At 33.1% G+C, this 14478-nt stretch carries 9 protein-coding genes and 1 pseudogene; 2 read left to right on the top strand and 8 right to left on the bottom strand.

Translation table 11 applies throughout. The annotated features are described in order from the left end of the window. Positions 1-3: 3 nt before the first annotated feature. A complete protein-coding gene (hpdB, locus tag ACZ5N4_RS11075; protein ID WP_464209892.1) occupies positions 4-2712 on the bottom strand; it encodes a 4-hydroxyphenylacetate decarboxylase large subunit in 2709 nt (902 codons plus the stop codon). Positions 2713-2861: 149 nt separating this feature from the next. Here hpdB and ACZ5N4_RS11070 point away from each other — a divergent pair. Then, positions 2862-3278: pseudogene (locus ACZ5N4_RS11070) on the top strand (M56 family metallopeptidase). Between the two features lie 189 nt (positions 3279-3467). On the opposite strand, the gene ACZ5N4_RS11065 reads toward ACZ5N4_RS11070, so the two are convergent. From ACZ5N4_RS11065 to ACZ5N4_RS11040, 6 genes are all read right to left on the bottom strand, one after another. Continuing rightward, on the bottom strand, positions 3468-4373 hold the full coding sequence (locus tag ACZ5N4_RS11065) for a glycyl-radical enzyme activating protein (protein ID WP_464209890.1): 906 nt from the start codon (positions 4371-4373) through the stop codon (positions 3468-3470). Positions 4374-4488: 115 nt separating this feature from the next. Next, complete coding sequence (locus ACZ5N4_RS11060) at positions 4489-6858, bottom strand: glycyl radical protein (RefSeq protein WP_464209888.1); 2370 nt, start codon at positions 6856-6858, stop codon at positions 4489-4491. A gap of 329 nt (positions 6859-7187) precedes the next feature. After that, the gene (locus tag ACZ5N4_RS11055) at positions 7188-8501 is read right to left on the bottom strand and encodes a DUF4434 domain-containing protein (protein WP_464209886.1); all 1314 of its coding nucleotides are present in this window, start codon (positions 8499-8501) and stop codon (positions 7188-7190) included. Between the two features lie 249 nt (positions 8502-8750). Then, complete coding sequence (locus ACZ5N4_RS11050) at positions 8751-9299, bottom strand: helix-turn-helix domain-containing protein (protein ID WP_464209885.1); 549 nt, start codon at positions 9297-9299, stop codon at positions 8751-8753. Between the two features lie 649 nt (positions 9300-9948). Beyond that, on the bottom strand, positions 9949-10368 hold the full coding sequence (locus ACZ5N4_RS11045; protein WP_464209884.1) for a hypothetical protein: 420 nt from the start codon (positions 10366-10368) through the stop codon (positions 9949-9951). A gap of 231 nt (positions 10369-10599) precedes the next feature. Then, the gene (locus ACZ5N4_RS11040; RefSeq protein ID WP_464209883.1) at positions 10600-11982 is read right to left on the bottom strand and encodes a radical SAM protein; all 1383 of its coding nucleotides are present in this window, start codon (positions 11980-11982) and stop codon (positions 10600-10602) included. Between the two features lie 338 nt (positions 11983-12320). Here ACZ5N4_RS11040 and ACZ5N4_RS11035 point away from each other — a divergent pair, with 338 nt between their 5' ends. After that, positions 12321-13199 carry a YitT family protein gene (locus ACZ5N4_RS11035; RefSeq protein WP_464209881.1) on the top strand — a complete coding sequence of 293 codons (879 nt, stop codon included), beginning with the start codon at positions 12321-12323 and terminating at the stop codon, positions 13197-13199. A gap of 155 nt (positions 13200-13354) precedes the next feature. Here the strand turns inward: ACZ5N4_RS11035 and ACZ5N4_RS11030 are convergent, their stop codons facing one another. After that, the gene (locus ACZ5N4_RS11030; RefSeq protein ID WP_464209880.1) at positions 13355-14476 is read right to left on the bottom strand and encodes an ATP-NAD kinase family protein; all 1122 of its coding nucleotides are present in this window, start codon (positions 14474-14476) and stop codon (positions 13355-13357) included. Positions 14477-14478: the final 2 nt, after the last annotated feature.

Here is a 14478-nt window from a genome sequence, read left to right as displayed (position 1 = left end):
TCATTACACTCCTTCATGTTCTGTTCTAGATATTACTTCGTCTTGAATAGGTTTTCCGAGCTCACACCAATACTGTGTAAAGCCTGCAACACGAACTAACAAGTCTCTATATCCATCTGGTTCATTTTGAGCTGATTTAAGCACCTTAGAATCTATAATATTATATTGTACATGAGTACCGCCTCTTTTCATATATGCTCTTGTTAAGTCTAATAGCTTTCTTGTACCCTGCATTCCCTTTAATGCAACTGGATGTATTTTAAGATTCATTTGAGAATTTTGTGATGTAGTATGATCCCAAATATTAGCTGATTCAAATAATGCATATAAACCATTTTTATCTGTTCCAGGATATGCTGATACTGAACCATCTGAATAAGTAGTTCCACCTAATCTTCCATCTGAAGTTGCCAAAGTAGCTGCACCTTGTGGTCCATGGGTTGATACAGATATCTGACAAGGATACATTTTCTTTCCGTATAAAGATTCAGCTTTGCGGCATGCTACTGATAGCCAGTCTTCGTACTCCTTTAAAATACTGTCAACATAGAAGTCGTTGTTTCCATACTTAGGTGCCTTTAGGCAGTCTCCATATATTTGATCATATTTATCAATACCATCAACTTTTACCTGCTCCGCTAAGGAATAGTTATCAATTTCAGCTGCCTGCTTGTAACCGAAGTTGTTTAAAATACCATCTATCATTTCATCAAGCGTATATTTTTTATTATCATATACTAAACTCTTTAAGGCTGCTAAAGAATTAACCATAGTAACAGTTCCACAGGTCTCTACGTTAAAGGTTGCATTATATCTATAGCCCATGTTTCCAATATGCTTTCCATTATCTAAGGAATCTGGTTTAAGGAAGGAGTTTATAACAGCCATATTCTGTTTTCTCCAAATGTCATGTTCGATATTGTTTGTCTTAGCTAAAATTTGTATAGTATCTTCATAATACTCTTTAAAGGTTTTAAATAGCTCTTCAAAGCCCTCAAGTTTCTTATTGTGAGGTGGATAAACTTGCATTCCAGTTCTATGGTCTTTTCCGTTAGTTAAAACTAATTCAAGAATTTTAGGATTAGCTACAAAGTGGACTCCAACACTAGTAGGCTGTCCAGCTCCACCAGGAATATCATAAGTCTTGCCATTTAGCGTTAATGGTTTCCAGCAGCAAGGAGATATTTCCAAACAGCCTCCTATTGCAACAGACCTAGCTTCTTCTATAGTCATTCCTTCTTCAGCATATTGATTTATCATAAAATCCATTGCATTGCGATTGTTAACCCATGCAGGATATCCAGTTCCAGTTTTACAGCATTCTGTAGCTTTTATTAAGAACTCTTCTGGAAGTTTTTCATCATACATTATTGTTAAAGTCGGCTGTGGTGTTCTACAAGTCATACCAGCTTCTAGTATTATCATTTCTAGTTCATTTGCTGCAGATTGATTTTCTCTTGTCAAGCCACCTAAGGATAAGTTATTAAAGGTATTGCCTGATAATACTCCACCGTTAACCCCTGCTGAAGCAAAAACATCTATACAGGTTATTTTAATTCTATAAAGCTCCATTAATTCAAGAACTTCTTCTTTTGTTATCTTACCGTTTGCAATATCCTGCTCATACCAAGGATATAAAACTTGCCCAAGTTTTCCTATGGATAGTCCAGATATAACATCTTCATTTAATACAGCAATATGAAGTGCATAAGATAACTGAAGAGCTTCTCTAAAGTTACGTGGTTGATTATGTGTTATAGATTCAAGACATTCAGCTATATCATTGTATTCTTTTTTCTCTTGTTCACTAGTTGAAAGTTCCTCTAAAAATCTTGCATGTTTAGCATAGTTAAGAATCCACTGTTGTAATCCTTCTATAGTGTGAATAACAGCTTCATAAAAATAAAGTCTGTCCATTCCTATTAAACCATCACCATCTGCATTTCCTGCAACCCTATCTCTGCACTCTTTTGCTATTTCCTTAAGCTTATCAAAACCGTACTGAAGTGGATAATAATAATTTATTACTTCTCTACCCTGTGGTATTGTATAACCTGAGTCAAACATACATACTAAACTTCTCATTATTTTTTCTTTTGTATCATACTCAGGTACCATCTTTTCATATCTAAGACTAACATCTTCAACAGACTTATCAACCCATTCATTTGCAACCTTTAAAAGCGCAGGGATTTCTTCTTTTCTCATTCCAAACTTACCGGCAATTGAAACTACTTCTCCAAAACTCTTAGTTACGTTTCCGCCACCTTGTCCAACATGACTTAATTCATCTGCTGCACTTCCAACTGACTTATTTGCTTCTTTTGAAATTTCATCACCTTGTGCAACAAAGAAACTTTCACTAAGCCATGGCATTGGAAAAGAACCTCTGTAATGACGAGTCTTCTGCATTACTAACTTTTCCCCTGGTATAATGTTTGGTGTAAGATGAGAAAATGCTTCTTTTAAAGCCTTTGCTCTTCTAACAACTGTGACTTCCCCATCTAATTCTCTCCACTTTCTGTTATACCAATATGGGAATTCCATATCAGCCGTAGCAAGAGTATTATAAAAAATATCTCGTAGAGCATTAGCTCTAGGAGTTGGATTTTTTTCCACTTCTTGGTGGCTGTTATCATTAGAATTATTATCAATGTCTATACCTTTGGCTGATAAAATGCTTTTAATTTTATCTTCTTTGATTTTGTCCATAGTAGATATGCCTCCTATATATGTAATCTATAAATAATATAATCTATATTTACAGATAACTAATAGTGTAAAGTACACATTGATAAAAATGTCCATGGATTTATTTATAAAACAAATATTAATCAAAATGATTATTAGCAGATAATGATATTGTTGACCAAAAGCTTAGTGAGTGCAAAGCTGCCTTAAATATAAAGAAAGATATACCTGCTTTTTTCACTAATAATGTTTCTACACCTTCACTTTTTGGGATCTTCAGACCCGTACTGCTTATACCAAAGGATACATACCATAAAATTAGTGATGATGAACTAAAACATATATTTCTTCATGAGCTATGCCATTTCAAGAGAAAAGATAACTTAATTAGCTGAGTAGTTGTAATCTTAAAAATACTGCACTGGTTTAACCCTATTATATGGTATGACTTTTATAAAATGCGTGAAGACTGTGAAATAGCCTGTGATGCCATGGCAATGTCCTATATGAGCGAAAAAGAGAAGTCTGAATATGGATATACACTTATACATCTTTTAGAAATAGCTTCAAAACAAAACCCCTATTAGGAACTATGAGAATACTGTCGGATAAATCAGTGATTAAAAGGTTCCTTCAGCCTTTGTAGTGCTTCCTTAGCTGACTGTTTCTATAGAAAACCTTAAACTAAAAGCCAATACCTAAATTTATCAGGTATTGGCTAACTTCTTTTCATAGCTTGTATACTTTTGACTTTTCTATTATAGACATCTATATATTTACTTGTAGCTAACTACCTTAACCCCTTCACTCTCAACTACTTTACATAGTTTCCTTATATCTTCCTGTGATGGAGTTTTAAACTGTCTTAGCGGTTTTTCTAACCCCAAAGCCTTATATTTACTATCACCAAATGAATGATATGGCAGCAGCTCTAATTTAGGATCATATATATTATCTTTAACAAATTTAGCGGTTTTTCTAATATTATCTATATCTGAATTCACCCCATCGGTTACTGGTATTCGAACTACCACAGGTACTTTTAATTCATTAAGTCTACATATATTTCTTAATATCTTCTCGTTGCTAACTCCTGTATAAAACCTGTGTTTATTGTCATCCATATGCTTTATATCTACAAATATTAAATTCATTTTTTTCAATATGTCTTCAACCTCATCAAAGTTAAAGTAACCAGATGTCTCAATGGCTAAATCTACCGCTTGATCATAAAGTTTGTACACAAGTTCTCTCAGCATATCTGCCTGTAGAGTTGCTTCACCTCCAGAAAAAGTAACACCTCCGCCTGAATGTCTATAAAATATTTTTTGCTTTTCAATTATTTTTAGTATTTGTTCACTATTATAATGATAAACTAAATTTTTTCTGCTATTTGTCGGACATTCCTTTACGCAAATACCACAGGCTTTGCATTTTTTCTGTTCAAGGTTATTGTTTAAGTTTATTCCCACTCCATGCGGACATACTTTTACACACCTTCCGCATTTTATGCATGTCTTTTCATAGTGTGCAACCTTGTTACAATTTGTATAGCTTTCTGGATTAGAACACCATTGACATCTAAGATGACAGCCAGCAAAGAAAATTATTGTTCTTATTCCCTCTCCATCATTTACAGAAAAATTTTGTGGTTCCATAAAATATCCACTTACACTGTCCATATTAATCCCCCCTGCTCAAAAAAAGTTTTTAACGGACTGAAGCTTGGAAACATATCTCGGTGGATAAGTCAGTCACTCATGTTGAATATCTATAAACCATGTCTTTACTCTAGTTTTAATAATTTTCATGAGCTGTTCTTGCAATTATTGCATCCTGCATTGACCTAGATAGATTAACAAACTGTGTACTATACCCTGCAACTCTAACTAACAAATCCTTGTAATCTTCAGGATTTTCTTGTGCCTTACGTAGTGTTTCAGTAGATATTGTATTAAATTGAACATGGAAGGCTCCTAAGGAAAAGAAGGATTGAATCATGGAACCTAAGTTACTCTGTCCTCTTTTTGTATTTACTAAATCTTCATTTAATCTTAGATTTAATAATGTTCCGCCAGAATGTACATCCTGATTAAGCTTTGCCGCTGAACGCATAGCTGCAAGTGGTGTAGAAGTATCAGATCCTGCGAAAGGTGACACCCCTTCTGATAATGGTTCCTTGGATTTTCTACCACAAGGAGTTGCTCCGACAACTTTTCCCGTTGGCAGATAGTTAGAAATTCCCATAAAGGCGGTGTTAAAGTTGTTACCATTAATATCTTTATACTTATGCCCTTCTTTGTAATAATGATTTGCCATTTTAATAGCAATATCATCTACATAATCAATATCATTTCCATACTTCGGTACAGAGAGAGCCAATCTTCTTAGTTCTTCATAACCCTCCCAATTTGCATCAAGTGCCTTCACCAAGGTTTCCATTGTTGTAACCTTATCTTCAAAAACAAGCTTCTTTATTACAGCTAGTGAATTAGATGTAACAGCAAGACCAATTCCAGTAAGCACAGGACCTAGATTATACTTAGCACCAGCATCAACTAAATCTTTTCCTTTTATCATACACTCTTCTATGCATGAAGATAAAAATGGTCTTGGAACCATCTCCTTATGGAGTTTTTGTGCTACTAAAGTGGCTATAATTGAGTGTTCAATTAAATTATCAAACTGCTTATAGAAGGCTTCTTCAACTTCTTCATAAGATGTAAAGTTTACTGGGTCCTTTTCGTCTAAACCTATTTTTTCATCAGTAATTCTGCTTTTACCTTTATTTAGTGCAAATTCTAAAGCTGCAGTAAAATTAATGTTTACTGCTGAAGTCCATTCACCAGTTTTACGGAAATGTGGCACTACACAACCACAATTATTCCAATCCCTAGCATCCTCTGGTTCATAACCTGCATTTATAAGCATTTGATAGCCTGCATTATCATTATGAATTGCTGGAAATCCAGTGCCTTTACTTACCAAATGAGTAACTTCCTCTAAAAAGCTGCTTGGACAATCTTGATGAACTCTAACGCTTAGTCCTGGTTGATGGGTTTTTACTCTTTCAGTAGCTTTCAAACACATGTATGAAAGATCATTTGTAGCATCCTTTCCTTCTCTTGTCTTTCCTCCAACTGTGAGATTTTGGAATTGATTGTAACCGGCAAAGAACTCAGCAGTATTTGCAGAAATTGTCCAAACCCACTCAGACAGCTTTATCCAAAGTGCCTCAATAAGCTCTTGAATTTGGTCCTTTGTCATAATTCCTTTATCTATATCAGATTTATAGTACGGATACATAAATTGATCAAACCTTCCAATATTAAGTGCCAGCGGATTTTCAGATATTATTCCACCAATTTGTGTAAACCAAAGGAATTGAATAGCTTCATAAAAAGTTGCAGGAGGATTTTCAGGTATCTTACTGCATATTTCAGCGGTTTTTAAGAGTTCCCCCTTTCTTATATCATCACTCTCTATTTCCGCCATTTCTCTAGCTTTTGAAGCATATCTATTTGCCAGAGTAATAATTCCCTCCGAAGTAATTATAATTGAATTATAAAAGTCTTTCTTTCTCATATCTTCCGCTGAAGTAAGAGAAAGCTTTGATATATGCTCTTTTGCCTCTTTAATAATTCCACCAAAACCTTTTTTAAATAGTACATCTTGATAGTCCGGTGTTATTTCACCAACAGCTTGCCTCCATTTTGAATCATTATCAACTATACCAGTATCAACAGCAACTTTTGCAGTCTCTTTAGGTAATTGAGCTAAAAATGCTTCCTCTAAAGACTTTCCATTCCAATAAGGAAATATATTTTCCCTAACAAATGCTCTTTGTTCATCTGTCATAACATATGGATCTTGAACTCTTTTATCAAAGTTATCCATTTCTCTGTCTACCCATGTCCATGAGAATTCAGGAGTTAAAATACCACATTTTCTAAACTCGCCAGTAGCACCGACAATCAGCTCTCCTTCAAAAATTGTAACCTGAATTTGCTCACAAGTGTCCTTAAAGGCCTTAGCTCTTCTAATAGCAACTGATTTCCCTTCTGTTTTCTTGTGGGACTCTGTCCAAATTCTTGCCCTTTCATAAGAAATTGCTGGCTTTGCATTGATATAATTTTGTCTTGCGGATTCAATTCTTTCTGTAACCATAATTATCTCCTTTCATTTTTACATATTTATGTTATGATATATTTTATACGTTATAACGCATAAACTTTTTAAAATTAATCCAGAATGCATTCTTATAGAAAGCTAAACCATAAGTTAACCTGTTCTTTAATAATAGACCAACTTTCCCCCTGGTTCTCTATATGACACTCTGAATTTAAATTTTAATATTTAATTATATTTCAGTATATTTATATTATAACATACAATGTGCGTTATAGCATATTTTTTTAAAATATAAGATAGCTTTAAGAGAATCTCATCCTTATTCATTCTATGGAACTCTCTGATTTTAACTTGGGAAGCCTAGTCTACTGAATTTGCAAAGAGGATACTTTTGCTTTTTTAGGCTTTGATATATTTCCTGCAAAATCTATTGCTCTTACTTCATAACTAAGCTCTTTAAACTTATCTTTCAAGGGTACCTTATCTATATAACTCGTTACGAGTCCTTCTTTTTTTCCTTTTTTTCCTTTGAATATTCTGTCTACATTAGTAGTAAAAATTAATTTTTTATCTCTATAAACTTCATAACCATATATCCCAATGTTATCACGGGCAGGGTACCAAGAAATTAAAAATTTATTTTCCCCTAACTCTCTAACTTTAACTTTCTTTGGGGGTGTTGGTTTACAATTTTCTAACCGACCACTTTTAACATATTTTAAATAAGTTTCATGGAAACCTTTATTAATATTATTAGGACTATAGTAATGACAATATGCAAAAGTTATAATGTTATCTACATATGGTTTTTCAATTTCCATCTGTCTTATAAATCGATTGAGAGGAGCACTAGACCAATTTAAATGATTATAGGTTTCTGTATTAGCCCAAAATAATAACCCTTTTTTAGTATCTACAGCCTTTCTTAATTCTTTAAACCAGTGATCTACTTCATCTATTTTTAATCCCCCGCCGCCAACGGAATCTTGTGGACAAAATATATCCTCTTTTCCTAAATCTGTATGCTGAAATAAATAGTCCCAGTTTTTTGCATATTCTTCAGCACTTCCATAAATAGAATTCATAAAAGGCGATAACATCAACGGTAATCTATGATTTTTTTCTTTTAAATGTTTTAAATTAATATCAATTGCTTTAGCTAGTACAGAAAAATCATCCTTTGTTTTAAAATTTAAATTATCTACCTCATACATCCAATACCATCCATGAAAAGCATTAGGATATTTGGAATAATATTTAGTATATAATTCATCGGCTATCACATTCCCTCTTTCCATTTGAGCATAAAGCCATACAGGATCTCTAGGTCCTTTTTCCCACCAATCACTATTAAAATTAATGCCTAAAAAAATCTTCATGCCTGTTTTCTCCGCATTTCTAAGACACATGTCAACAATATCTACACCTGGATACTCCATTTGTCCACAAGGAATTTTAGTTGGGTAGATAGTTTTGGTTAAATCACCTTCAGTAATAGAAGTGCCCATAATAACGTAATGCATATTAACTTCTTTTAAATAATTAAATTCACTTTGCCATTTTGAATCATTCCACTTTTCCACCATATCATCTTGAATAAATGACCCATCTGCTATAGGATATTTTTTATTAGGATTCTTACTCTTACATAGGTTTAATATTGTCAACTTATTAGCCATTCTACTAAAGACATCTTTTAAAATCCCCATTATATCTTTTAATTCCTTTCAGAAATTGATGATAACTCATATTTTAAGCTGATAATTTCATTAAAAGATCTGATACTACTTAAATATGCGTGACAAGTTTTAATTATTAATATTATATTTATGTAATAACGTAAAAAGCACCAAGTATAAAAAACTTAGTGCTTTCTTTAATATAAGTCAATTTTCGACCTGGTAACTCTATAATACTCTGGATTAATTTTAATATTTAATTACATTTTGAAATATAACTTCAGTATCATACGGATTACTATAAGTATGACTCTTATTTGGTTTGAATCTTAATGCTGATGGAGCAGCAAGTTCAAAAGTTTGGTCTTCTAAAGTAAGCTTTAAGGTACCTTTTGTTACCACAATATACTCTTCTACTGAACTTTGATGTGGTGTAGAAACATGCTCAGCTCCTGGAAGCAGTTTAATATAAAAATATTCAAATCCTGACATTGGGTTAAAAGGAAATACATCATACAATAACATTTTCCCATCTGACTCATATACCGGTTCTATGTCATCTATTGATACCGCTTCGTAATTATTAGCTTCACTTCCTAATAACTCAGAAAATGAAATACGCAAACCGGTAGAAATCTTCCATAATACCGATATTGTAGGATTTGATTCCCCTCTTTCGATTTGACCTAGCATTGCTTTACTTACTCCAGTTATATTAGATGTTTCTTCTAAAGTCAATTCTCTTTCAAATCGCACTCTTTTCAAAACAGAACCTATATTATATGTTGGATCCTTCAATTTAGATCAGCCTTTCTTAATTTTGTCATTTTTTATCATAAGTATATTATAACATATATTATACATTATAACATACAAAATTTAAAAATTTTTATCCTGTTAATTCAAACTGCTGACAAAATATGTTTGCCAGTAGTTTAGTTAATTACTATAAACAGGATTCTTGGCTTCAGGTGGAGGTTAAATGCCTAAATGGCATTTAACGGGCAGAATTGCCCAGTGGTCGTAGACAAACTCCATCTGAAGCTTAGAAGCCGTTATCCAGGGTCGTAGCGCCACTTATCCCCAACTTTAAGAAAAGCAGAGAGCCCAAATCTCTGATTTGGTGCGAATCGCTTTCACAGAGTGCATTGGGGTGTTAGTGGCGGTAGACATCGGATAAACGGCTTTTCTCATGCCTTTTGTTTATATGCAAGTACACCGTTTTATTCATTTTAAATTCGGTAAGAACCTAGTACTTTAGTAAAGGCATAAAAAATACTCTCAGCCAAATTGGTTGAGAGCCTTTGAATCTTGATAATTAGCAGTTTGAGAACTGTTTTATGTTTTTCTATTTGTGCATGTAAGTAGTAAGAAAGATAAATTTTTTTACTTGTAAAAGCGCATAATCCTAATGCTATCTCTACTTAATATTAGAATATTTAAGTAGTTAGCAATAAAGAACAACTTTATTTGATTGGCCACTTATAGCTCCATAAGCTATGATTTCAATAGATTGATTTCGTACTCCTCGTCTGCAGAGCACTCCATGTTCAGGTTCTAGTAAAACTCCGTTGGCATCGGCTTGACGATCAAATGTATCTAAATAAGTCGTAGCCTCTCCCCTAATAAATGTTCGAATTTCAATTGTTATGGATTCAGACGGCATAAACCCTGACCCCACAATAGACAAAACTTGCCAATCAGGATGAGGACGTGGAACTCCTTTAAAACCGGCTCTAATAACAGGTGCTACTGCTGTTGGACTTGAGTAAGGATAGTCCCAATAGTAAGGTCTTGGTCTTTTATACGGCTGGCACATCGGCTTACATTCATAAGAAGCCCATCCCTCAGCTTCGCAATCCTGCACACAATCTTCATAGCTATAACGTGTTGTTGGACCTGAATAGGAATAAGGACAACGGTATTGCCATTGACTCCAAGGTGAAAATGGATGATAATACAAAGTCAATCACTCCTTATCTTACTCTTACTTATTTATAGTTATTAGAACTGATTATAAAAATCTAACAACTAATTTATCTTATGTTTATATAGAACAAATTGTTACTTTTCTCTAAGTGGATTGACCCCTTTATTTTTATCCTTTTGACATCTTATAATTTCCTTTACAATCAAATTGTTCTTTCCATGCTTTTTCTGCTAAAGGCTTAAAATCTTCCGCTATTTCATCTAGTTTTCTTTGAAAATCCTTATCCTCTATCATCATTCTTGCACCTTCATCTGTAGGTTTTGCTCCCGTTTTTTCTACTACTTCTCTAACTACATTAGTATTATCTATCATCATGCATGGCATCAATAAATTTTCATTATAGGGCTGTCTGCTTCTCAACTCTTTAAAGAAATCCGATTTGAACACATCTATAAGCTTCTTATCTTTTAGGTTATCTACTGCAAAATGCGCAAAAATGCATGGCTCTACATCTTCATGAGAGTTAATGTGACAATAAAATTTGCCTGCTATACATCCTCCTACATATGGTGCATCATTAAAGAAATCTATCATGAAATAAGGTTTATCATTTCTCATTTGTCTAACTCTTTCCCCTAATTTCAATCTTTGTTCAGCTGTAAGCATTAAATTTACATCTGGATCTTTTCCTACAGGCATATACATAAAATACCAGCCCATTTTTGCTCCTTTTTCTATAAGCATATCTATGAACTCATTTGATGCTACAATATCAACATTTTCTCTGCTTGTAGCTGAGGATACTCCAAAAAGAACTCCTCTTTCTCTTAAAAGATCCATAGCATGCATAACCTTTTTAAATACACCTTTTCCCCTTCTCTTATCAGTATCCTCCTCAAAACCTTCAAGAGAAAACATAGGTATTACATTACCTAAGGCTTTAACTTTATCTGCTAAAGCTTCATCAAATAAGGTGCCATTTGTAAAGGCTATAAACATACACTCATTATGCTTTTCATATATATCTAACATATATTCAGTGAAAAAAGGCTCCCCTCCTAAAATTGTAAAATAATATATTCCAAGTTCTTTTGCTTCTTTAATAATTCTATCTAGTTCTTCATATGGTATATCATCTTCTTTACTATAACTAGCAGCATAACAACCTGTACATCTTAAATTACACCTCATAGAAGGACTTATCAAAAGTGTAAATGGTGTCTTTATTCCTGTTTCTTCAAAATACCTACCCCTTTTAGGTATGCCATACCATACAGCATTAGCAAAAAAATTTGTAAACAGCTTTTGTATACATTTTTTATCTGCATTTTTTAAAATATCCGTAACAAACTGATTAGTAGGAAGATTATTATGGTACTTATCTTCTACAAATTTCACCCATTCTAAGTTTTCCTTATCTTTGTAAACTGTCTTTTTAATTAATTCAAATAATTTATCAGCATTTTCTTCGGGATTCTTTCTCAGTAATTCTGACCCAGCTTTAACTAGGGTATCCTTAGCTTTTCTTTCTAAGATATCTCTTACTTTCATACGAATTCCCCCTAGAATATAATACATTTATTTATATATGTCTATTAATTGATTTTTTAAATTATACATATGTATTTTAAACTGTATATAATCTTAGAAGCAAATTCGCCAAAAATGTGATGAGCTTCACCACATTTTACTGAACCTTTTCGTCTCCTATTTGTTTATTAGTTCTAAAACCTTATTTTCATCTAGCTTTGCCCGTCTTTTGTTCAATAACATATGAGCTTTTGCTTAGTTAAAAGACGTTTAACATAAATTTAATATTCTACATATTTTATCTTAAAACATCCTGTGATATACTAGTTCAGTATGAAATCATTATAGAGGGTGGTAAGATGCAAAAAATTGATTACAAAAAACTTGCGCTGGACTTAGTATTTTTAATAACTGGATGCATATTATGCGCATTTTCAACTACTTCAATTTTAAAACCAGCTGGTTTAATCACTGGAGGAATTACTGGTATATCAATCATAACGGACAAGTTAATACACATAAGGTATACCTACATTTACTATGCGCTATCAATATTGGTGCTTACTATCGCATGGTTAACCCTTGGAAAAAGAGAAGGATTTAAAATAATGACTGTATCTCTATTTTTCCCAATAATTCTAATTATCTTTGATAAGTTGCACATTTCTTTTATACACAATGACTTAATGCTAGCCTCAGTTTACTACGGAATAATAAGTGGACTAGGTTGTGGACTTATATTAAAAAGAGGATTTTCTTTCGGTGGAACTGACACTTTAGCGAAAATCTTTCACCATAAACTTTTCCCTTTTATTGGTATTAGTGAGATTTTGCTTGGTATTGATGGTGCAATAATTATATCTTCAGCCATTATTTATGGTATGAATATAGCCTTGTACGCAGTTATTTCTCAGATAATACTTATGAAAGCAATAGATACAGTCCTTTTTGGATTCGGCTCTAAAAAGGTTCAAATAGAAATAATAAGTGAAAAACATGAGGAGATAACAAATTATATACTTCATGAAATAAAAAGAGGTGTTAGTACCTATCAAATTAAGGGTGGCTATATGAATCTAACCCGAACTAAGTTAGTTACAATTTGCTCTCCACGTGAATCTATGTTAATCAAAAGATTTATAGCCCACAGGGATGCAAACGCCTTTGTAAATGTTGCTCCTGTTATATCTGTTTGGGGCAAGGGATCTGGCTTTGATAGTCTTATTGATGATGTTTAAAATTCCTTTCTTTCTTATTTCATAATACTCTTATATTAAAAAAGCAGATATAAGAATCATTTAATTCTTATACCTGCTTTTTATTGAGGTATTTTCTACTCCTAGTAAATATTCAGTCAAATAAAGATTTCACTTTATTGCGATTTAAACCTTCATTATCCAATTTTATAAATTATTCTTTCACCATACCCTACTACAACATTTATATATCCTTGAAGCATCTTATCAGTTTCGCAATCACCAGTATCCACTAGAAATTCCTTACCTTCAAGTGAATATATCTTTTGTTTTACTGCTACTACAATTATATTTTCTTTACCTGCTTTTTCTATTACTCTAGGACTAATTTGCTGATTACCTCTTCCAAATATATATCCCTGTCCACCAATTGGAGTAACAATAACTTTAAAAGGCTTATCAGTGATTATGTTTAAGATTTGCTCTTCCATTGCATCAAGTTGAATAACTTTTTTATTATAGATAACATCTATCCCAAGCAATGTATATGGAAGATTGAGTTTTTTCATAATTGGAACTGTTGTACTACCTGGGCCGATTAGATAATAAATATCCTCCTGCATATTATCTATTATATCTACAGCAATGGCCTCCTTTGATACTTCCTCATTTAAAATAGCTCCACATTTCAGCCCTTGCAAAAACTTTTTACTTGAAGGTACTTTTAAATATCCAAAAAGTTTTGCGGTAACTATGCCTTGTCTAAAAGCTTCTTCATCAATATCCATAACTTCTACATCCTGTACTTTTCGAATTTTATTTTGTAGATATTGCAGTGCTAATTCTCCGGACTTAGATGGTGTAGCTCCGTATACAGCAGAATGCATTTTAACTCCAGTGGGGATTCCTATAACTACAAGATTAGTACCTACCGCCTTATAAATATCTCTTGCAGTTCCATCACCACCTGCAAATAATAGCAAATCCACATTCTCCTCAAGCAATTTTTTAGCGGCACTAATAGTATCCTGTCGCGTTGTTTTATCAGAAGATATATTACCTATTAGTTTCACTTTAAAGCCCAGCTCTTCTGCTTCAACTCCACCCATTTCACCTGAAAGAGTTAAAATTTCAATCTCATTCTTGAGTATTAATAATTCCTTTAATGCCTTTATTGCTTTTTCTGGAGCCTCGGGAATAGCCCCAAGCTTTATAGCTTTTTCAACAGTTTCTGCCTCGTCTGTTCCTTTGAGGCCAACTCTTCCTCCCATCCCTGCGATTGGATTTATAATTAATCCTACTTTTTTTATAGCACTCATCT

The sequence above is a fragment of the Clostridium nitrophenolicum genome (genome assembly GCF_055391695.1).
This window is presented reverse-complemented; position numbering and strand designations above follow the sequence as displayed.